Origin of the sequence: Symmachiella macrocystis, from assembly GCF_007860075.1 — a bacterium.
Classification (GTDB): Bacteria; Planctomycetota; Planctomycetia; order Planctomycetales; family Planctomycetaceae; genus Symmachiella; species Symmachiella macrocystis.
Map to the genome: position 1 here is coordinate 733278 of NZ_SJPP01000003.1, position 21115 is coordinate 754392.

At 55.4% G+C, this 21115-nt stretch carries 13 protein-coding genes; 6 read left to right on the top strand and 7 right to left on the bottom strand.

All coding sequences use genetic code 11. The annotated features are described in order from the left end of the window. Window positions 1–49 precede the first annotated feature (49 nt). Window positions 50–1147, top strand: coding sequence for an ABC transporter ATP-binding protein (locus tag CA54_RS26330; RefSeq protein ID WP_146373968.1), 1098 nt, complete (start codon window positions 50–52; stop codon window positions 1145–1147). A gap of 21 nt (window positions 1148–1168) precedes the next feature. Here CA54_RS26330 and CA54_RS26335 read toward each other — a convergent pair whose 3' ends face one another. Both CA54_RS26335 and CA54_RS26340 read right to left on the bottom strand, forming a co-directional pair. Continuing rightward, window positions 1169–2095: an aminotransferase class IV gene (locus tag CA54_RS26335; RefSeq protein ID WP_146373969.1), complete on the bottom strand. Its 927-nt coding sequence runs from the start codon at window positions 2093–2095 to the stop codon at window positions 1169–1171. A 197-nt stretch (window positions 2096–2292) separates the two neighbouring features. After that, window positions 2293–5967, bottom strand: a complete 3675-nt coding sequence (locus CA54_RS26340; RefSeq protein WP_197532853.1) for a CRTAC1 family protein — start codon at window positions 5965–5967, stop codon at window positions 2293–2295. Window positions 5968–6382: 415 nt separating this feature from the next. On the opposite strand from CA54_RS26340, the gene CA54_RS26345 reads away from it, so the two are divergent. The 3 genes from CA54_RS26345 to CA54_RS26355 all read left to right on the top strand — a co-directional run bounded on the left by CA54_RS26345 (window position 6383) and on the right by CA54_RS26355 (window position 9200). Next, a complete protein-coding gene (locus CA54_RS26345) occupies window positions 6383–7288 on the top strand; it encodes a hypothetical protein (protein ID WP_146373971.1) in 906 nt (301 codons plus the stop codon). Window positions 7289–7663: 375 nt separating this feature from the next. Then, complete coding sequence (greA, locus tag CA54_RS26350; RefSeq protein WP_146373972.1) at window positions 7664–8149, top strand: transcription elongation factor GreA; 486 nt, start codon at window positions 7664–7666, stop codon at window positions 8147–8149. A 94-nt stretch (window positions 8150–8243) separates the two neighbouring features. Next, window positions 8244–9200 carry a dihydrodipicolinate synthase family protein gene (locus CA54_RS26355; RefSeq protein WP_146373973.1) on the top strand — a complete coding sequence of 319 codons (957 nt, stop codon included), beginning with the start codon at window positions 8244–8246 and terminating at the stop codon, window positions 9198–9200. Between the two features lie 77 nt (window positions 9201–9277). Here CA54_RS26355 and CA54_RS26360 read toward each other — a convergent pair whose 3' ends face one another. After that, window positions 9278–10864 (bottom strand): aspartate:alanine exchanger family transporter, encoded by a 1587-nt coding sequence (locus tag CA54_RS26360; RefSeq protein WP_197532854.1) that lies wholly within the window; start codon window positions 10862–10864, stop codon window positions 9278–9280. 428 nt (window positions 10865–11292) lie between these two features. Between CA54_RS26360 and CA54_RS26365 the strand changes: the two genes are divergently transcribed. Then, on the top strand, window positions 11293–13647 hold the full coding sequence (locus CA54_RS26365; RefSeq protein ID WP_146373975.1) for a VIT domain-containing protein: 2355 nt from the start codon (window positions 11293–11295) through the stop codon (window positions 13645–13647). An 11-nt stretch (window positions 13648–13658) separates the two neighbouring features. Here the strand turns inward: CA54_RS26365 and CA54_RS26370 are convergent, their stop codons facing one another. From CA54_RS26370 to CA54_RS26385, 4 genes are all read right to left on the bottom strand, one after another. Then, window positions 13659–14108, bottom strand: coding sequence for an RrF2 family transcriptional regulator (locus tag CA54_RS26370; RefSeq protein ID WP_146373976.1), 450 nt, complete (start codon window positions 14106–14108; stop codon window positions 13659–13661). Window positions 14109–14609: 501 nt separating this feature from the next. Beyond that, window positions 14610–15653, bottom strand: coding sequence for a substrate-binding domain-containing protein (locus CA54_RS26375; RefSeq protein ID WP_146373977.1), 1044 nt, complete (start codon window positions 15651–15653; stop codon window positions 14610–14612). Between the two features lie 343 nt (window positions 15654–15996). Then, window positions 15997–17646, bottom strand: a complete 1650-nt coding sequence (locus CA54_RS26380; RefSeq protein ID WP_146373978.1) for a PPC domain-containing protein — start codon at window positions 17644–17646, stop codon at window positions 15997–15999. A gap of 151 nt (window positions 17647–17797) precedes the next feature. Further along, complete coding sequence (locus tag CA54_RS26385; protein ID WP_146373979.1) at window positions 17798–20251, bottom strand: DUF1549 domain-containing protein; 2454 nt, start codon at window positions 20249–20251, stop codon at window positions 17798–17800. A 382-nt stretch (window positions 20252–20633) separates the two neighbouring features. Between CA54_RS26385 and CA54_RS26390 the strand changes: the two genes are divergently transcribed. Then, window positions 20634–20954 (top strand): MafI family immunity protein, encoded by a 321-nt coding sequence (locus CA54_RS26390; protein WP_146373980.1) that lies wholly within the window; start codon window positions 20634–20636, stop codon window positions 20952–20954. The last annotated feature ends 161 nt before the right edge of the window (window positions 20955–21115 follow it).

Here is a 21115-nt window from a genome sequence, read left to right on the forward strand (position 1 = left end):
AGATCGACGCCACCTAGCCTCCCCCCAATTAACGACGGTGCATTCCCCCGTGGCGGAAGTCGACCTGCAGCACGTTTCGAAGACCTACGACGGGAACATCCCCGCCGTGGTGGATGTGTCATTGACCGTTGCCGACCGAGAATTCCTGGTACTGGTTGGTCCCTCAGGCTGTGGGAAATCGACGTTATTGCGGATGATCGCCGGACTGGAAGAGGTCACAGACGGCACGATTTGCATTGGCGGAAGACCGGTGAACAACGTCCCGCCCAAAGACCGCGACGTGGCGATGGTTTTTCAAAACTACGCGCTCTACCCGCACATGACCGTCCAACAGAATTTGGCATTCGGTCTCAAACTCCGCAAGCTGCCCAAAATGCAAATCGCCGAGCGAATCCAACAGACCGCCGCCCTGTTAGGAATTGAGGAGTTAATGCAGCGCAAGCCGCGAGAACTTTCCGGAGGTCAACGGCAGCGCGTCGCTGTGGGGCGCGCCATCGTCCGACAGCCGGCGGTGTTTTTATTCGACGAACCGCTCAGCAATCTTGATGCACGTCGACGAACAGAAATGCGCCGCGAATTGGCAGATCTACACCGAAGGTTGGAGGCGACAATTGTCTATGTCACGCACGACCAAGTCGAAGCGATGACTTTGGGAGACCGCATCGTAGTGATGAACGAGGGCCAGGTCCAACAAATCGGCCCGCCGTTGGAATTATACGACCACCCCGCCAATCGTTTCGTCGCTGGATTCCTGGGAACGCCATCAATGAATTTTTGGGATGGCGAATTGCACGTCACTGCGGAAAGGGTTTCATTCCACAGCGGCGACATCACGCTGCCCTTACCGAGGAACACCACGGATCAATGGGCGGCCCTTGATCAGCAACCGGTGACTTTAGGCCTGAGACCCGAACACTTGAGCATCGTCAACAACGACATCAACACCGCGACATTCCCAGCCACCGTCGAAGACATCCAACCGCTCGGCGGCGAAAGCCTAATCTATCTAAAAGCCGGCAAGCAAGAATTCATTCTCCGCGACCAAACACATCAAGCCCCTCAGCGCAACCAAAAAGTCACCCTAAAACCCAACCTACCCAAAGCCCACCTCTTCACCCCCCAAGGAACCATCCACCCCACCCACTAACCACCGCCTACTGCCTACTGCCTACTGCCTACTGCCTACTAATTGCTGCCGCCCCTGCCCAACAATATCCATCCCCACCAACTCACTCCAAGCAGCAAGCAACTGCTGCGTGATCGGCCCCACGGCTCCATCTCCAACAACCAAGCCGTTGAATTTTGTAGCCGGCATAATGCAATACGGGGTGCTGGTAAAGAAAATTTCATCGGCGGTGTAGAGGTCGTAGGTTTGCAGATCCATTTCGCGAATGGGAATCCCGCTGGTTTTCGCCAATTCAAATATCGTCGAGCGGCTGATGCCGGCCAGGGCGTTGGCGGTTGTGGGTGTGCGGATCTCTCCCTCGCTGACAAGAAAAACATTCGCCCCTTTATTCTCCGCCACGTTGCCGTGAATATCTAACAAGATCCCCTGTGCCGCCGGGTCAACGAGTTTGACCTCTGCTTCGGCCAGGGTATAGGCCATGCGACTGCGGTTTTTGATGCGGGGGTCGAGTGCTTGCGCGGGGACCGCCCGACTCATAGCGGTGACCGCATGGCACCCAGTGGAGTAAAATTCGGCCCAATCACGCAGATCCAAAAACGACGTGAAGATCATGATCGTCGCCGGGGAAACCTGTTTGGTGGGATCGGCGCCGGCGACCGATATGCCCCGTGAAATATTGTGCACCAGCCAGCAATCATCCTCCGGCCCCAACAACGGAAGATTCGCCTCCAACACGTCGCGTGAAATTTGCAGCATTTCCGCCGGCGAATGGCCCGGGTCGATGCGGGTGACTTTCAGTGACTTGTACAACCGATCAATGTGTTGCTCCAACTTGAACGGCTGATGGCGAAAGGTTCGCGTCGATTCGGTGACCGTATCTCCCAACATGACGGCGCTGTCGAAGATCGAAATCTTGGCTTCGGACTCGGGAACCAATTCTCCGGAAATATAAATTTGACGAGCGGGCATCGTGGAGCCTCGTTGGGGTCGTGAGATTTCTGGTTCCCAAACACTGCTGGGGAACCCATTTCACCGAAGTTCCGCTTCGGAGGTATTACTCAATGCGGCGGGATATTTGTTGATCATCGAGCGAAGCGGAGCTTTGCAGTGGTTGCGTTCCCAAACGGAGTTTGGGAACGAGGGGAATGGGGGAATGCAGATTTAGCTTAACGCGGCGAGATGCCGGGTACGACTCGCCAAAACTGGTTCCAGTCCTGGACGCGGGTTTGGTATTTCAACAAGTAGGCGCGATTTGCCGGCGTTAAGGGATACCTCTCATCGTCCGGATAAGGATAGCCGCTCATGGCGTTAAACGGTAGCGGCGCGACGTCTTGTCCAAAAGCGGTATTCAGATTGGCATCCTTGTCCCAGCCGACGTTGTGCATCACAAAATCACGCTTCCAACCCAACGGTGGCGCGTTTGGGGGGAGCGCAAATTTCAATGTCATTTCATCCCCGCTACCGATGATTGCCATGCGGTCGTCGGTGGCGGTTAACAATTCGCTCACATCGCCGTACCGCGTAAAATGCCCGCGCATCGGGGGCCAAGAAAAATCTTTTTGGAGTCGCCCATAAAGATAACGATCCGGACCGTAACCGGTCGGATGTTCGATTTCCGAATACCCACGATAGTGCAAGTCGGCCGATTGCAGCGTTAGCTCTGTTGTCCGTATCTCCGCTGGCGGTTCATCCGTCGTGACGAACACAGCATCCCAATAGAATTCCATATTAGTGGCTAACCGCAGGCGAAAGTCGTCAGTCAAAAACGCGTCTGAAATATTGATGGCAATCGTTTTCGTTTTCCCGCCGGGGAATCCGGTATACGGCATCGTTTGCTGCCATGTTCCCTCTGCATCCGGAACCCACAAAGACGGGGATTGCGGCGAAGGCAATTGGTCATTGCGTGACAAGCGAATATTCAGCGACGTATCGGTCGGATAAACCCAGCCGGTCAAGTACAACATGATCTGCTTCGCCCCGCTAAGGTCCCCCAAATCAAGTTCCAGATAATGGTCTTCCACAAGCCCTTGCTTGATTCGCTGCTCAAACGGTTTGGCAAAGTGACCGTCGATAACACTCAAGTCGGACAGTAGATCGTGGCCCCGCTTGTCGTGAGCAGCGACCGGTGAGCGTGGGTTGCGGACAGTATGAATCTTGTGTTCAGCCATCGAAGCGGGACCGACTTTTTCGTTGGTGAAGACATCAACATCCGCGGGATGATCGATGGCAATCAAGCTGATGCGATCGAAATAGGCCGCCTCCCACAATTCCTCAGTGACCTGCAATTGATAACTGCCGTCGCGCGGCTGCAGTTGATCACCGTCTACCTTCAGATACTCCCACGCGCGCGACGGGGCATAAACGTCGTCGGCGAACTTCAAACCCAACGGCGCCGCCCAGCATAGGTCGGTGGCAAACACAAACTCTTCACCATTCCACGTGTACAGATACGGGCAAGATCCAAGCAATAATTTCTGGTCACAAATATGCGCATCCGCCTCGGGGGCCATAATGTTCTGTGGAAAACCGTTGGCCCACACAATCCGTACCCGTTCGACCTGCGGTTGCGGACCGAGGCCAAAGTGCGTGACCTGGCCGCTGACAATTTGCGGGATGTATTGATCACCGCGCCGCAACTCCAACAAACTGCCGATACCGTGATAATTCACCCGCCCCCCGGGATCGGGCGACGCCCCGCCCTTTTCCTGTTCAGCCAAGAGACGAATGTTCAACCAGTGGTTTTGGTTGCCCCCTTGGTTGTCATAAATGGCGATGCCCTGCGACGTGGCGATCAGCAAATCCAGATCACCGTCCGCATTGACATCATCCACACGGCATTGACGGATTTCGGTGAGTGGAGTTTCAATGATCTCCTCTTCCAATAAAAATTCGCCACTGCCCTCGCCGCGAAAGATCTCCAAGCCTTGCCGATTCCACGCCAACAAGTCGGACCGGCCATCGTTGTCGTAATCCCAAACCAACACACCGTCGGCCGCTGTTTGAGAGATCTGAGTCACTCCGATTTCCCGCACGACACCCGCGTCGAGCGTGGCTGTGCGAATCAAGGTCACCCCGCTAGTTCCGGCTGTCACAATGTCCCACGATCCATTCCCATCGGCGTCTAAGACGGCAAGGGCCACGGCCGGCGAAACTTGAGAAAACTCTTCCCCCAGTGATTCCCGCGAAAAACGTCCGTGACGATGATTCCGCAAGATCTCCACTGCGGGTGATTTTTCACCGGCCATAATCACATCGACATCAATGTCGCGATCCCAATCGACAGCCGCCATTGCCTGCGGAAGCGGGGTTTCCTCATCGACGCCCAGCGTCTGTAACAACTGAAACTTGAGCCCGCTTCGATTTTGCCAAACTTGGATTCCCGCGTCGCCTGCAAGGACCAAGTCCAATAGCGCGTCGTGATCGACATCAAACAGCACAGCTGCGGAAATATTCTTAGTTTGCGCGAATACCTGTGTCTGCTCGATACTCACCAGCGACCTTAGTTTCGTGGTGCTGTCCAGCACATTCTCAAAAATCACCGCGCCGGAAGTGCCATAGACCACCACATCGAGATCCGTATTGTGACAACGGACCGTTTCCGGTGTCGCATCAACGGTCACATCTTCATCGAGATCCGCCGTGAGTAGATGCTGCATGCCGGGCGGCACCGGTGTCTCACAGATTTTCGTCCAGGGTGCCGCTTGGGTACCACCTGCATAAACTTCGATGCGGTTTTCGAGCAGCACGATCAGATCGCTCCGCTCATCCAAATCGAAGTCCGCCACCACAAAATCGACGACAGCGGCCTGCAACGGCAATTGCGGCAGCGCGGGTGATTCGGCGAAATTGACAACGATCCGCGTTTCGTCGCCGGGGTCGTCCATGGCGGGCTGCGGCTTTGTCCAATTCGCGTAAAACTCAGGCGTGAAGTCCTGCAAGACGTACGCCAATGGATGGGGCGAAGCCCGCAATCCGTCGCGACGCGCGAAGGGGTGCGCCTTGATCACATTCGCCACGATGAACGCATGCTGATACAAATCGTCTGTGCGCCCGACGTCCGCTGCTCGCAGCGCATCGTCAATCTCGCGCAACAAATCCACACCCGCTTCAGTCGCCTGTGGGGCAATGGGTTCTACCAACGGGCGGGCCGAGCGCATGGTTTCCACAACGTCGGCCTGTTGGCTATCCGCTTGGCTTTGCAGGAGGTTCCACAACACGGCTAGATTGTCAGGGGCCAATTCAAACGCGCGTTGAAACGACGCCGTCGCTTGGCGGCGCACATCAGGCTTGGGGGAATCGCGCTGCAGTTGCCCCAATTCAAACCAGAGGGTCAGTTCCTGGGGCGAAGACTGCGTCGCCTGTTGCAACCGCCCGATAGCAGCCGCCGCATCGCCGCTTTGTGCCAACACCTTTGCCGCCAAGATTGAGGTCGCGACCGCATCGGGTTGTACGTTTTCTAGCTCTGCTACGGCGGCTCGGGCTGCGTCGGCAGTCGCTGGGTTGGTTTCCATGGCCAACAACAGCGCAATCACCGAATCCCGCGGCCCGAGCGGATCGTTCGGTAGAGCGGCGGATAGCTGCGACAGCGGCTCAATGGCGCTGGCGTATTTGTGGTTTTCGAGCAATCCCACTCCCCGCTCTTTGTCTTGCCACAACTCCAACCTGCCGGCATCGGTTAAAGCCTCGTTGACACCGGGCACGGCTGGTGGTTGGGCTATCTGGAGGGCGGCCGGCTGCTTGAAGAAGACCCACCAGCCAATGCCCAGCAAAATGACAAGGACTAAACCGCACAACAACACGGTGCGTAGGGGGTGAGACGAATCGTCGTTCTGTGTAGGCATAGAATTTTCAGCGTTGGAAACAATGGGGGGAACGTTCCCCGATTCTTGAACGTCTGCTGCCGGGACGCAAGCGATCCGCTTCGAATTCCACTGTAGGTTTGAGGGATTTTGGCAACACACCCTGTGGTTAAACGGCAACATGGATGCGAAGGGGAATCGGTAAAACCCTCACGAACCATACTGCGAGCGGCTGTAAACACTGAAAATCAGCTGTTCGACTCCGTTGGCATGCGGTTTGCAATTTGATACAGCGGATCGCTGTTCTTTGAGCGCTCCGTTCAGACACGCATTATGCTCCCATTGACTAAAACCAGTTTTGAAACCCAGTTGTGATCGTTCATGTAACGTGCCGATCTGCGTCAGCGGGACGCGTCGAAGGGTTTAGAAACAACTTTACAGATGAAGCGAATCAACCTTGAGTATTCACCAAATCACCGAATTCGCGGCAATGATCGCCGCGCAAAGTCGTTCGTTCATCGAATCACCGCAACCGCTCGGCGACGCGCAATTGCAGGTCTGTTGGCAGGCAACGCGAAGCCGACTGATCGACGAACTGCAGCGGATCGATGCCTGCATCGATGACGAAACGACTTCTGGAATCAATGCGCATCCAAGCGAACCATTGTGGGACCGTTTGGCACCGCTGATCGAGGAGGTGTTTGCGACGGAAATGTTGACGCGCGTCTGGAGCGGTGTGTTGGCTGCACGGGACCGGCTTTACCCAACATGCGGTTATGGCGCCTTGGCCCGCAACATTTTGGTCCTGCAATTGAAGGTCCGGCAACGGGCCTTGCGGTTATTGGTCGACGGCGCCGCAAACGATAAGGACGTCCGACGCATCGCCGCCACGGACCGTACGCGGCGCAAACTCGAACGCTGGAACGATTTGCTGCTGGCTGAGATGGTACTGCGCGACGAGGTCGTCGACTACGCGTGCGATGCGCGTCGTGCCCACGAGTTCGGTATTGATTATTTCCAAAATCAAACACACGCCACTTATCACGCGACTTGGACCCTGCTAATCGCCGGCATGCGTGCGGCATTTCCAGCGACCGACGGGGCAAACGCTGACACCGCTTCGCTCCCGGAAGATCTGTTTCGCGCCATCTTAGCCTGTCTACCGGTCGACGGATTTCTCGAGGATGGGCCCTCGTTGTCGCTGCGTTCGACACGCAACAAACGCATTCATCTGACGACCGATTGCCTACCATCGGACGCCATCACGGGAATGACTTCGAGGATTGTGAAACCGCGCGACTCAAAATTTTCCCGACCGGCGAATGGAATTAGCTTTTCTCAACTGCGGCGTCCCCAAGATTGAGTCGACGATCTTGACCGACGGGTGGCAGTGCCTTAATAATGGGGGTCCACCGGCGAAAACGCGTAGTTTTTCCCCCTTATTTTAACGGGGGCAAACATCGCTACACACCGGTTTTTTCACCGGCAGTAGACTGCCCTAGCATTTTCGTACGCGATTCGCCAAAATACCCGTTCGTCGCATCTGCGATTGAATTGACACAATTTGAAAATCCCGCTGCCCAAGGAACAATTGCTCCTTGGGCAGTTTGCTATCTATCACACATGTTTTTGCGCCGTGAACTCGCACAATGACTGCGAGTCGTGCGGCCTGGAGTCGGAGGCGGTGGCATCGCCGACCGCGCCGGCAAAATTTCGTATCTTGCAGTGAGTAATTGTTATGGAGAAACAACCGATTTCGCGTGAGGGTTTTGACAAAATCCGCGAGGATGTTCGGCGTATGGAAGAGGAAGAAATGCCTTTCATTGCCGAAAAAATCGCCGAAGCCCGCGCCGAAGGGGATTTGAGTGAAAACGCGGAGTACCATGCGCAGCGGGAAGCCCAAGGGCTCCTGCAGGCCAAGATCAATCAACTGCGCACAAAACTCGCCGATTCCTATATCGTTGATAAAAGCAAATTGCCCAAGGGGATCGTCACGTTCGGCTCGGTGGTGACAATCAAAGACCTTTCCGACGACATGGAAGAAAAGTACGAATTCGTCGGCCCCGGCGAAGACGACTATACCGGTGAGATTATGAAAATCCTCACTAGTAGTCCGTTGGCAACCGCGCTCATGGGGAAAAAACCGGGCGACAAAGTCGAAGTCCCGCTTCCCAAAGGGACAGCGGAATACGAAGTCGTCGCGATCGATGACGCTGACGACTAGGTTGCCCTGCCACTTCGTAGCAGAACACCGGCGCGCAAAGTCTGTCCCCCAATCTCCCACGGGTTCGTCTCATTGAAGAAGGAAACGTCGTTCCATGTCGCCCGATTTTCGTCCGTCTGAAATGATTCGACCGCAGCGGAAGCTGACCGGAATCTCCGCAATCTTGCTGCCGTTCACCGAAGCGGGCGAAGTCGACTGGACCGCGCTGCAAGCGCACATTCTCCGCACAGCGGAAACTGGATTGATGCCCGCGGTCAATATGGACACCGGGTTCCTAAATCTGATCGACGAACCGACGAAGCTCCGCGTACTGGAAATCACACGAGAAGTCCTGCACGGCGCGCCGTTTTGCGCCGGAGCTTACTCCGCCGATGAGCCAGGCGCTGCGTGGTGCGCGGATGAATACCTGCGGCAAATGGAGCTGATTCAGCAACACGGCGGCATGCCGGTGATTTTTCAATCCTATGGACTCACCGGCCAAGCCCCGGCGGAGATCGTCGCCGCCTATGAACAACTCGCCGCCAGTTGCGACCGTTTTCTGGCCTTCGAACTGACCGAGGATCTGCTGCCGTTCGGGAAGACTTACGATCTCGAAACCTATGCGGCGCTGTTAAAAATTCCCCAATGCGTGGGAGCCAAGCATTCCTCGTTTCGCCGTGAACCGGAATGGCAACGCCTCAAATTGCGCGACGAATTACGGCCTGACTTCAAAGTCTACACCGGCAACGATCTGGCAATCGATATGGTGATGTACGGCAGCGATTACCTGCTGGGCTTAAGCACATTTGGCCCCGATTATTTCGCCCGCCGCGACGCCTATTGGTTGGCGGGAGACGCGCGGTTTTATGAACTCAACGATTGGCTGCAGTATCTGGGAATGTTTGCCTTCCGTGATCCCAGCCCCGCTTACAAGCATTCGGCGGCACAATTTTTGAAATTGCGAGGTTGGATCCCCTGCGATAACACTTGCCCCGGCAGCCCAACCCGCCCTGATTCGGACGTGCCCGTTTTGGCCGAGATCATGCAAAAACTCGATGCCCTGATTGCGTAACGCCCTGACTGCCGTTCATTTCGGCTTCGGCAGCTTTTGGATCCATTGACCGGTCGACTGCTGAACTTCCTGTTCTCTTAAAGCTGAGAAATCAGCAGCGGCGCCAGAATCGTCATCAGGATCAGCGCCAGCGGATAGACGGCGGCGTAGCTGGTTGAAGGGATACTGGAATCGACCATCGACGTGACCGCGCCCAAACCGGGGGTCGACGTCATTGCTCCGCAGATCCCCCCTGCCGCTTCCAGTCGTCCGAGGCGGCATACATATTTAGCCAGCAGAACGCCCACTGCGAGGGGAACGATCACAATGATCACCGCCCCCAACGGCAAAACGACTCCGTATCGCTGGATCACGGAGAATAACTGGCCGCCAGCTTGCGCACCGGCCTGAGCGAGGAATAGCGACAACCCAATTTCTGAGAGCAGAAACCGAGCAGCGCGAGGCATCCATCCCGCAATCGGCCCGATGTGCCCCATGTGCCCTAACACCAATCCGACAAGCAACGGCCCTCCGGCCAATCCGAGGGAAACGGAAAGTGTGCCCAATTCAAAATTCACATGCCCAACAAAGATCCCCAAGGTCAATCCCAATAGAAGGCTGATCAGATCGGTCTCTTCCAATGTTCGCTCGCGATGCCCCGCGAATTCGACAAACTGTTCCAGTCCGCTCAACTCTCCCACAGCGGTCAAGGCATCGCCAGATTGTAGGATTTCCGAAGGACTGGGAACAAATTCAACGTCCTGCCGAGTGATCCGGGAAATGGTCACACCAAATTTCGATAGCAAATGCAGTTGTTTTAACGATTGGCCAATGACGTTTTTCGAAGTGACGACGACGCGGCGGTGTTGCCGTTCGACATCCAACACATATTCCACATCTTGGCACTCCTGCCCCAACACTTCCACGACTTCGGGGATGTGGCACTTGGCCCCCACGACGAGAATCCGCTGTCCCGTTTCCAATTGAAACGACGCAGGTGGGGGCTGCAGTTTATCATTCACCATAACTCGCGAGATTTGACAATTGGCCTTGGCAAAAATAGCGAGATCGCGTGATCGTTTGCCAGCAACGTTTGGATTGGTCACATCCACGAGCACGCGCGTAATGGAGCGGTCCAGCGGTGTGTTGCCATTGGTACCATGCGTGGAACTGGATCGATCGGACAGTAACCGCGGCAGGATGTTGATGAACAACACGACTCCCACAACGCCAAACGGATAGGCGATGCCGAAGCCCACGGCCACCTCTGTGTCCAACGGAAGTCGTTCGGAGGCAGCGGCGAGCGCCGGCGTACTGGTGAGTGCCCCAGCAAATAATCCCGCAGCCAGTCCCGGACTGAGCCCCAGCATTTCCGCGACGCCCCAGGCAATCAGGCCCGCTGAAATGATCATGCAGACAGCCAGTATGATTAGCGACCGTCCTCGCTGTAAAAACATGCCGAGAAAGCTCGGACCGGCACCGATCCCCAGGCAATAGACGAATAACACAATCCCCACGGTGCCCGCGGTCTGTGGGACAGCGTACCCCAAGTGCCCAGCCGCTAACGCGACGAACACGACGCCGGAGGTTCCCAGCGAAATCCCACGCCAGGTAATACGTCCCAGCATCAATCCGAGGCATATCACTCCGAATAAGGTGACTATCTCTTCTGTTGACTCACTCACAGTTGTCGGCTCCATCGTAGACGGTAGACCAAAGTCCGCAAATGACGTGCCGCGGTACGGCGTTCCGCCATGAGTTTTGGCCTACTTCAATATTCATCCCACAGATACACTGGTTTCAGCATGAAGAAACCGGCGCTCGTTTTCTCTAACTCATCAAACTGTTTTTACTGCCGCTCTCAGTGAAAACAGTATGTGCGCAGAATTTGAGCAGATGTCTAGTCGTCCTCAAAGAAACTTTGGAACTTAAATTCTTCGCAAACCTTGCTAAGTCCAGAAGGACGATCGAATCAATGCGAGGTTTGCCTGTCATTTCCGATGGCTTACTAGATTTTTGTGGAACTGTTTCATACGAATCATCGTCTCACTTCTCGAAGTTGCTGGTCACATCACTTCAGCACGTACTCCCAATCCGCTCACGGAGGTGAAGCATGTTGCGCTACCGTAGTCTCCCGTTTATCGCCAGCCTGATTTGTCTGTTCGCCTCAACCAGCGCAGATGCCCAAGTGATTGTGATTAATCCCGAACGCGATCGGATTGCCCGCCCCAGTCCGCGGCCGATTCGGCAGGACTACGAGATCAAATCGGTCGACATCCAAGCCGACATCCGCGATCAGGCGGCTGAGGTTCAGGTCTCGCAAGTTTTCGCCAACAAAAGCAGCCGCACCTTACAAGCGACTCTCTTTTTTCCGCTGCCCGATGAGGCAACGATCAGTGGATTGACGTTGATTGTCGACGGGAAAGAATTACCCGGGCGATTGTTACCCAAGGACGAAGCGCGGCGGATCTATGAAGATATCGTCCGCCGCAGCCAAGACCCCGCTTTGCTGGAATATATGGGGCGCGGATTGTTTCGCACGAGCGTGTTTCCCGTCCCGCCTAATGCCCAGCGCAAAGTCGAGATCCGCTATTCGCAATTGCTCAAAAAAAGCGATGGGCTGGTCGACTTCTCATTGCCCTTGGGCAACTCCAAGCACTCGACCAAACCAATCAAACAATTGAATCTCACAGTCCGCGTGCATGCGAACGAGGGCATCAAAACCATCTACAGCCCTTCGCACGATGTGAATATCGAGCGTCCCGAATCCAAGCGGGCGATTTGCAAAACCACGCTGTCCGACGTCGCCGCAGCGGACGATTTTCGTCTATTGTTCGGCACCGAGAGCGGGCCGGTCGGTATGAACGTGCTCAGTTATCGCCCCGACAAATCTCAGGACGGTTACTTTTTGCTATTGGCTGCGCCGGAAATCGCCGCCGCCGAGGCCCAAGCGGTCCCCAAGACGGTGGTGTTCGTGGTGGATCGATCCGGCAGCATGAGCGGACAAAAATTTGAACAGGTTCGCAAGGCTTTGCGATTCGTCCTGGATCGACTCGGCCCCGAGGACCTGTTCAATATTGTCGCCTACGATTCCAAAGTCGATGCCTTCCGACCGGAATTGCAGCGGGCGGACGAAGCGACGATTGCGCAAGCCCGTGGTTTTGTCGATGGGCTTTATGCCGGCGGCAGTACAAATATTGACGGGGCACTGCAAAAATCGCTGGAGATGCTCAGCGATGCTGACCGCCCAAACTATGTCTTGTTTTTGACCGATGGACTGCCGACGGTCGGCGAGCAAAACGATGTGAAAATCGCTGCACGAGCCCAAGCGGCCAACACCGTTCGCGCTCGGCTGTTCAATTTCGGCGTCGGATTCGACGTCAATAGCCGCCTGTTGGATCGACTGTCACGTGAACAGCGCGGACAATCGATTTATGTGCGTCCCAACGAAGACATCGAAGCCCAGGTCGCCACGCTGTACAACCGCATCGCCTCGCCAGTGCTGACCGATCTGGCTATTGAATTTTTATTCGAAGCAAAACCCGATCCGACAGCAGCACCCCCCATCGCCCGGACCTACCCGCAGGAGTTGAACGATTTGTTTCGCGGCGAACAACTCATCTGGGTCGGACGCTATCGCAAAAGCGGCGCAACCAAGGTCAAACTGACGGGCAAAGTCGGTGCGGAGCCACGCAGTTTTGAATTCGATGCCTCACTGGTGGAACACTCGGGAGACGAAACGAACGGCTTCGTCGAAAAGCTGTGGGCAGTGCGGCGGATCGGTGAAATACTGGACGACTTGGACCTCAATGGTCAGAACAAAGAACTGGTCGACGAACTGGTCGCCCTCTCCATCAAGCACGGCATATTGACCCCCTACACATCGTTTCTAGCAGATGAGGAAACCGACTTGATGCAGCATCGCCAGAATGCTCAGCGAGCAGAGGACAATATCGATTTGAAATTTCGCCGCAGAGTATCGGGAAGTGACGCCTTCTACGGTCGCCGCGGCAAGGCCGCGCTAAAAACAGCCAACCGGCTTCCTGAACTACAGCAGAGAGGTGGGATTGGCGGTGGCGGCGGGTTTGGTGGAGGCGGCGGGATTGGTGGCGGGATTGGTGGCGGGATTGGCGGCAATTTGCCGCGTTCTGCCGAGAGACGCGGAGCGGGACGAGCTTTGCCCACAGGTGACGCATCCGATAGCGAGTCGGCAGAGGCAGCGGAAACCGTCCGCAACATCGGTCAAAAGACGTTTTTCCAACGCGACGATCTGTGGCGGGATTCCACAGTCACGGCCGAACAGGAAAAACAAGCGAAGCGGATCGTGCAGTTTAGTAACGAATACTTCGATTTGGCAGCGACGCACGGCAAGGAACTGGGCAAATACCTGGCATTTCGAGAGCCGGTGTTGATCAACTTGCGAGGGAAAACCTACCGCATCGACCCGCCGCCTGATGATGCGAAATAACAATCAAACAATCAGCTGAGGTTAACGGTGTCGTTATTCGACGTATCGCACAGCGGTTTGCTGCCATTCGAGTCGGCTAAGACCTCAGCCAAGGTGGTGTTGGCAAAAGCCTGCTCGACCGTCTTAATGGCATTGTCCATGCGGCGATGCAGCGGGCAAAGCCGCGTCCCGTGACCCGGAAGATCCAGCGGGCAGGTTTCGATGCGACGAATGGGGTCGACGGCATTGACGACCTCCAACAGCGCCAACTCATCAGGTTTTTTTGCCAAGGTGAATCCACCGTTGGGGCCACGTTGCGAATGGACCAGTCCGGCACGATTCAAACTAGCCATCACCTTCGATAAGTAGGCGGCGGGAACCTTAGTCACCTTGGCTATTTGCACATTGGTTTGTGCAGATGGCGATTCATTCGCCAAGCAGACAATCGCCCGCAGTGCGTATTCAACCGTTTGCGATAACATCCCGTTTCATCCCTTTCAAGCGCCGGCCCAGCATGCCTAGTGCAAAATGCATCTCCGCCGATGAGGCATGGCCTCTTAGCATCTAACTGCGTTCAGGAGTTTGGGGGAAGTTGCCGCGAACTTGTTGTCCGTATCTCCCACTCAAGGAGATCCCCCCGCCTTTACACAATTGATCTTAGACAGTCCCCGGTAACATGAAAAGCCCGAGTGACGGGCTCGTTCGCAATGCAACACTTCCCCCTTGCTCCACAGCACCGTCCACCACCATTCTAAGCCAGCCAGGCTGACGGGCTTTCTGTATTGCAAACGATCTGCGTTTTTTGAATGCTGTGGAATACATTGAGCCACGGATTAACACGGATAAGAAAAGAAAAAAATAAAACAAGGCTATGCACCTCTCGTTCCTATCCAGAGCTGGCGACCGAGAAAATCCTCTTTTTATTTCTTATCTGTGTTTCATCTGTGGCTTAAGAACCTGCACATCATGATTCTCAAGCCGGACTAAAAGCCGAAATCGTATTCGTCGATATTCTCTGCTGTGAAGCGGATCGGGTCTGAAAGGATGATGGTTTGATCGTCGCGGGGACTGAAGCGGAGGTTGCCGTAGCCGGTGATCTCGTCCCCTTCTTTGAGTTCCTGTCCTTCAACAGCTGCCTTGGCGATGCGGACGGTCAGTTCGCCCAAGGCGTTGGGATCCCAGAGGAAGAAACTTTCCAGGACTCCCTCTTTCATATAGGGCCGCATTTTTCCGGGCGTCGAATTGCCCGTCAGAGCAACTTGGCCGATCTTGCCGGCGCGTTTGATGGCTTCAGCTGCTCCAGGAACGGAATTGGAATCAAAGGCGATGATCCCTTTCAGGTTCGGGTGCGCGTTCAGCAGCGTACCGACTTTTTGCGCCGCCTCGGTTTCGTTCTCTTTGGTGATGACGGTTTCGACCAATTTCAGCTTGGGATATTTTTCCGCCGCTCGCGCTTCGGCATAGCTACGCCAAGTATTTAAATTGGCAGCGTCGAGACTGGCGATCGCAATCGCCCACTCCCCTTCCTCGTTCATCTGCCGAGCAATCTCATCCATCAGCGATTCGCCAAGCACTTTGTCATCGACTTGGTTGACCATGTATTGCCGACCGCTATCAGGCGCGTCGCTGTCCCAGGTGAGGACCGTAATTCCCGCAGCCCGCGCTTTATCGACAAACGGCTTGATCCGTTTGGGTTGGTTGGGCGCAATGCAAATCGCATCGACGCCGTTGCGAATCCACGTATCGATGTAATTATTCTGCTCTTCGCCGCTGGGTGTGGCGGGTCCGTCATAGATCAGCTTGACCCCCAACTCATCGGCCGCCTTTTGCGCCCCTTTTTCGCAAGCCACAAAATAATCAATGCCCACTAACTTGGGCATCATGGCGATGACGATTTCGTCGGAGCTGTCTTTCGAGGCTGCGCCATCTTCACCCGACTGCCCACAACCGATTGAGAACAGGGCCCCCACAAAAAGCAGGGTAATAACATGGCAAAAACGCAGCGGCAATCGTGGAATGTTTTGCATGAGAAGTCGATGAATCCTGAAAGGATGTTTTCAAAAGAAGTTTTCGTGATTGTCTATCAGCACAGCGGGAAGGCGAAGCTCCTGCTGAGCCGCTTTTTCCACTTGGCGTGCAGCCACCCAATGGTTTTGGTAAGCGTCTTGGTCCATCGCGGCTCGGCGGGAGCCTCGCCCTCCCATGATGAAGACACGATCTGTGAGACGGGAAAGAGAACGACGTAACAAACGCCTGCTGCGATGTGCAACCAGCTATACTATTACGGATATCGCGTCGATCTTTCCACCGTGGCGCGCAGGACGATCGCGGAATCTCGCAAATGAAACGGGGCGTAGTTGGGCGGCTCGACTACTTCGTCTCGGCCGGTTTCAACACCGTCAGCCAAGGTGCTGCGGTCGTTGCCGTAAAACCGGTGATGGTCGCTTCGGCGGTGCGGCTGAGCGGTGTTTCCCCGGCCACCGTCCCCACGATACGAATCGGCCCGCTGACCGGTCCGGCGTCCGAAGTCAGTTGCAGCTTGACCGACTTGGCCGTATCCCCTTTTTTCTTCGAGACAACAGTCGTCGCTGTCACGCCGGCGGGAAGATCGACGGCAGTGATGCTGATTTCACCCCCGTAGCCATGCAATCGCCCCACAGTCACAGGAATTTCTAATGCTGTTCCCGGCGTGAGCGTAAAGGCATCGGCTGCGAGCTTCAGATTAAAGTCGGCCTGCGGAAGGATGCCAGTGAGACGATAGACGTAGCGAAATCCGCCATCACGGTTCAGGTCGCGAATCATCAAGCGATAATCCCCGTCGGCGGGAATCGTATGAGCCAAGACCGCATCGCGCTGGCTGCGGTTAATGTCATCGACCTGTGCCAATCGTTTGCCGGCAGCGTCAGTCAGGCGAATCAACGGGTCCAACGGAAAACCCAATGCCCACGATTCGGCACGGAATTCGACCCTTTGACCTTTCTTGGCGGTGAACTGATACCAATCCTCGTCCCGTTCTTCGGAGATGGAACCGGAAATCGTCATGGGCAGCTTGATGGGTTGCGGATGCTGCGCATCGTTCACGGCTGACTCGACCGTCACAGCATGCGGAACGGTCTTGATCAACGCGGTATTTCCTAATTCCGGATGAAACAGCGGAGCAACATCCTGTAAGCTACTGGACGAAGGCACGGTGTAAAAACGGACCGGTTGCGGAATGTTCCAACCCCGTAATTCGATCTCAGTGGGATGATTTTGCGAGGCGGCCAACGGAAACGCATGATCCACAAACGCCGCCGTCGTGAGCGTCAACCGATAAACATAACTGGCCGAAGCGGAAAAACTGATCGACTGGTTCGGTTTCGAAGGAAATGCGAACGAACGCACCAAGTACGTACCCGCCTCTTGCGCGGTGAACACCACCTGCGGGTCGAGGTTATATGTATCGTGGTTGAATGCCAACCGAAAACCATTGGGCGAGGTCACTTCTAAAATCGCATCCATCGGTGAACCAAGCACTTCATTGGCCGCCATCGAAGCGACCAGCGTCTGCCCAGCGGCAAGCTTCACGGCGAAGGTATCGACATCGCTACTCCCGTTGATCCGTCCATTGACGATAACAGTCGATGTTTCCAGCAATTGCGGTTCGCGGTAGTCGTTGTTCGGTTCTTTCTCATTCATTTCAGGCAGCGTGCCGACGACAAACGGCCGCAACGGCGATGCGCCTTCGTCGTTGTGCAAGCGGACCCAATAGACGCCCGGAACGGCGTCTGAATCGACGGTGATTTTGAGTTTGCCTTTGTCCTTCTCGGGCTCAACCGTAATTCCCGCGCGGTCGGTTAACACTTTCGGCGGCCAAGACGCGTTTTTACCGGCGGCTTCGACCGAGACCGTTGTTCCCCGCTGCGCACCGGCGGGGTGCAAATAGCTCAACTCCGGCTTGGCTGCGAACAAATCCGCAGCGGTCAAGCCGGTCAAAAACAGGACCAGGATGAACGATTGTCGCCAAAAACAAAGTCGCATACCGCTGTCTTTCAATAGAGCAATATTCATTTCGTGGCCGCAGAGTTAGGCGGCGTTCCAGCCAGCGTCCCATTCATAAGAACGCCCAAACGCCGTCACACGAAAGTGCCATCGGCACTAGAACCAGTCGTCGCCGTGACCAACGCAGTCATCAATCTTTAAACAGGAATTCGGGCGTGTTGAGCAAGGCCCAGGCCAAGTCCTCCACCGCTTTGCGACGGTCGTTTTCGCTGATCAGCTTCCCACCGAACTGCAATTCTTCTTCGTTCGGATTGCGACCATAGATCAGCAAGTAAAGGTCCGTCACAATCTCTTGCGGGGATTTCTCCGAGGCCGCTAACTTGGCCACCCGCCCGTCGTCACTGGTGACTTTCTCGTGCAAGCGGGGTGCATTCATGAGATGCAAGGTCTGCACCACGGTCGTGTCGGGTGTCCGTTCACAAGGGGGATCCTGGTTGGGATCGGGGCGGCCAAAAGCATCCAGAAACAGCGAACCGACACGATGCGACCAAATCTGATTGGCGCGCGAACCGGTAGGCATCGCTGAGAATGTCTCGGGGACATCGGTGATATCACACACCGCATCCAACAGTACCTCCGCTCGCAACCGTTTGCGGTAATACCGCGAATAGTTCCGCGTATCAGCCACGTTGCGTTCCCCGGGCATGGAACTCAAGCCGTACACATGCGACGTCGCGATGCTGCGGATCAAGTGTTTGATGTCGTAATCGTGTTCACGAAAGTCCTCGGCCAAGGCGGCAAGCAGCGCTGCATTTGTGGGAGGATTCGTGCCCCGCAGGTCGTCGACCGGTTCGACGATGCCGCGGCCCATCATGTCGGCCCAAATGCGATTCGCCATAACCTCGGCGAAGAAATGATTCTCATCCGAAGTGATCCAGCTGGCCAATGCCTCGCGGGGGTCTCCATCGGGGTCGATCTCCGGGGCTTCGCCAAACAACGGACGCGGCGGCATCACCGCTCCCGTGAGTGGATGCTTCACCGCCCCGCTCTCTTTAGCATAGATCAACTCTTCACTACCGGAAATCGGCGGCGACAAGCCGGTTCCTTTGTGTCCCACCTTGGCGAAGTAGGCGGCGAAACTGTAGAAATCGTCCTGCCCCCAGATTTCGAAGGGATGGTGATGGCATTTAGCACATTCCAGCCGGACCCCTAAAAACAACTGGCTGACAATCGTGGTCAATTCATCCGGCGAACGACGGTCGCGAAACATCGTGACCGCTCCATTGCGAAATGTGCCGCCTCGCGCGGTGAGCAGATCTTGGACAAATTCATCGTACGGTTTGTTTTTGATGAACGCATCGCGAATCCACGCATCGTAGTTCATCACTGCTTTGATGCCGACGCGATACGGATTGGGCCGCAGCAAGTCAGCCCATTTGTTGGCCCAATGATTGGCATATTCCGGCCGCGCCAACAGCCGGTCCACGACTGCGACGCGTTTGTCGGGTGACGAGTCATTCAGAAAGCTGCGAATTTCCTCCGGCGTCGGTACACAACCAATGATGTCCAAATAGGCCCGCCGCAAAAATTTGGCGTCCTCGGCCGGCGGCGACGGAGTGATTCCCAACCGCTGCAATTTATTCCAAACATGCTGGTCGATGAAATTGTTGCGCGGGAGTTGTGCATAGAATTCCGGCGGCACGTCGCCTTCAAGCGGAATCATAATGTCAGCAATGGCAATCTCGCCCATATACCGCGCCATGATGGCCGCTTCGCCGGGAATCGGCCCTGCTTTGACGAGGCCTTGTTCATCGACGCCGACCACAGCCCCCTCGTTGGATTGATATTGAGCCAAGCGCGTAACATCGCGGGTCGAGCCATCGGAATAATGTGCGGTGACAATCAACTGTTGCTGCTCTTCAGGCCGCATCTTGCGTTCGGTGGGGGTGACGGTCACGTTTTTCAACACGGGATCATCGACCGTCGAACGTGGCAAACCGGCCGCTACCCAACGGGCAAGCATGGCAAAATCATCCCCGTCAGGCTCCAACCGTTTGCCACCACCATGCGGTTCAATCGCCGCAGCCTTGCGCAACAGCAAGCTGGATTCTGGAGCGGCTAAGAACAAACGTCGGCCGCGCGCTTCAGCTTTTAACGCGTCGGAATCAAAATCGGCATCGAATCCCAGCAAGGAAAGTTGAAATCCGTTTTGGCCGCGTGCTTTGCCATGACAGGCGCCCGCATTGCATCCGGCGCGGGTGAAGATCGGGATGATATCGAGTTCTAAGGTCGGAGTCGGTTGCGCATCGGCGTTCACAACCTGCACGGCGACTTCCACTTTGTGTCCGTCTTTTTGGGCGACGATCTTGCCTGCGCCATCCTTCAAGCCGGTCACGATCCCCTGCTCGTTGACTTCCACAATTTCAGGAGTCAGCGAAAGAAACTCGACGTCACGCGTGAGGTCCTGTTGTTTGCCGCCGGTTTCGCCGGCCACAATCAACTGTTGGCGAACACCACGCCCACGCAGGACGACTTCACCGGGCGCGATCGACAAACCAGACAGTTCGTCACCGGCCGTTGCGGACAACGGAACCGTGGCTGTGAAAAGGATTAGTCCGGTGAATAGGAAGCAAAATCGTTGCATGGTGGGATCACCAATGGTTGGCTGCGGGGTGGGAATTCAGGAGGGAGGGTCGCTATGATGTCTTTCTAGCGTGGGCTCCATTTTAACAGCACTGGTGAGGCAAAAGGAAGAGAAACCACCGCAACGTGGCAAATTGGCCCCAAAACCGACTAGGATAAATGGTAGGTTTATGCTCCACACAAAACCCGAAAACAAAGTCCGCAAATGTGCCCACAGGTATCCCCAATGCCGTAGGATGCGTCGCGTCGCACCTTTCTCGCGTAGTACGACCGATACTCCTGCTAAAAAAGACCTCACGCAAAGCCGCCAAAGCAGCAAAGACGTTGAAATCATACCTGCAGGAAATAGCGCGACCGCTATGTGAAATTACGGAATAAGTGATATGAATTCGCTAGTCGACGAATCGATTACCGCAGTGGCAAACGAGGTTCAACATCAACTCAATAAACTTTTTGCGACAACAGGGACGCCTGAAGCTGAATCAACATTAGACCAAGCGGGTTTGAAGGACGGGGCGATGATTGTTCGAGATTATGTGGATCATGGCGAACAGGGAATCGCTTTTGAACACCTGATTTATATGATCACAGAACCCAACATCGAAATTACCGCTCAGGCATATCGGCAATTGGTAGAGGCAGGCATGATATTGGGATTTTCACCGGCTACCTGGGCAAAGGTTCGTTACAATTTATCCGGTTGACGACATGGTCTCAATCCAATCACGTAGGATGCGTCGCGACGCACCTTTCGATGTAGGACTTTTGACGCAGAAGGAAAACGTTTGTCGGTTTGGCCTTCCCAGGGACCTTTCAAAAGCCCAAATGCGGGTAGCGCAGCATTCGTTGATTGCCCAAGCGTGTC

Excerpts from the sequence above, each read along its gene's own strand:
- CA54_RS26335 (WP_146373969.1), bottom strand. The coding sequence starts at position 2,095 with ATGCCCGCTCGTCAAATTTATATTTCCGGAGAATTGGTTCCCGAGTCC.
- CA54_RS26340 (WP_197532853.1), bottom strand. The coding sequence starts at position 5,967 with ATGCCTACACAGAACGACGATTCGTCTCACCCCCTACGCACCGTGTTG.
- greA (WP_146373972.1), top strand. The coding sequence starts at position 7,664 with ATGGAGAAACAACCGATTTCGCGTGAGGGTTTTGACAAAATCCGCGAG.
- CA54_RS26355 (WP_146373973.1), top strand. The coding sequence starts at position 8,244 with ATGTCGCCCGATTTTCGTCCGTCTGAAATGATTCGACCGCAGCGGAAG.
- CA54_RS26365 (WP_146373975.1), top strand. The coding sequence starts at position 11,293 with ATGTTGCGCTACCGTAGTCTCCCGTTTATCGCCAGCCTGATTTGTCTG.
- CA54_RS26370 (WP_146373976.1), bottom strand. The coding sequence starts at position 14,108 with ATGTTATCGCAAACGGTTGAATACGCACTGCGGGCGATTGTCTGCTTG.
- CA54_RS26375 (WP_146373977.1), bottom strand. The coding sequence starts at position 15,653 with ATGCAAAACATTCCACGATTGCCGCTGCGTTTTTGCCATGTTATTACC.
- CA54_RS26380 (WP_146373978.1), bottom strand. The coding sequence starts at position 17,646 with ATGCGACTTTGTTTTTGGCGACAATCGTTCATCCTGGTCCTGTTTTTG.
- CA54_RS26385 (WP_146373979.1), bottom strand. The coding sequence starts at position 20,251 with ATGCAACGATTTTGCTTCCTATTCACCGGACTAATCCTTTTCACAGCC.
- CA54_RS26390 (WP_146373980.1), top strand. The coding sequence starts at position 20,634 with ATGAATTCGCTAGTCGACGAATCGATTACCGCAGTGGCAAACGAGGTT.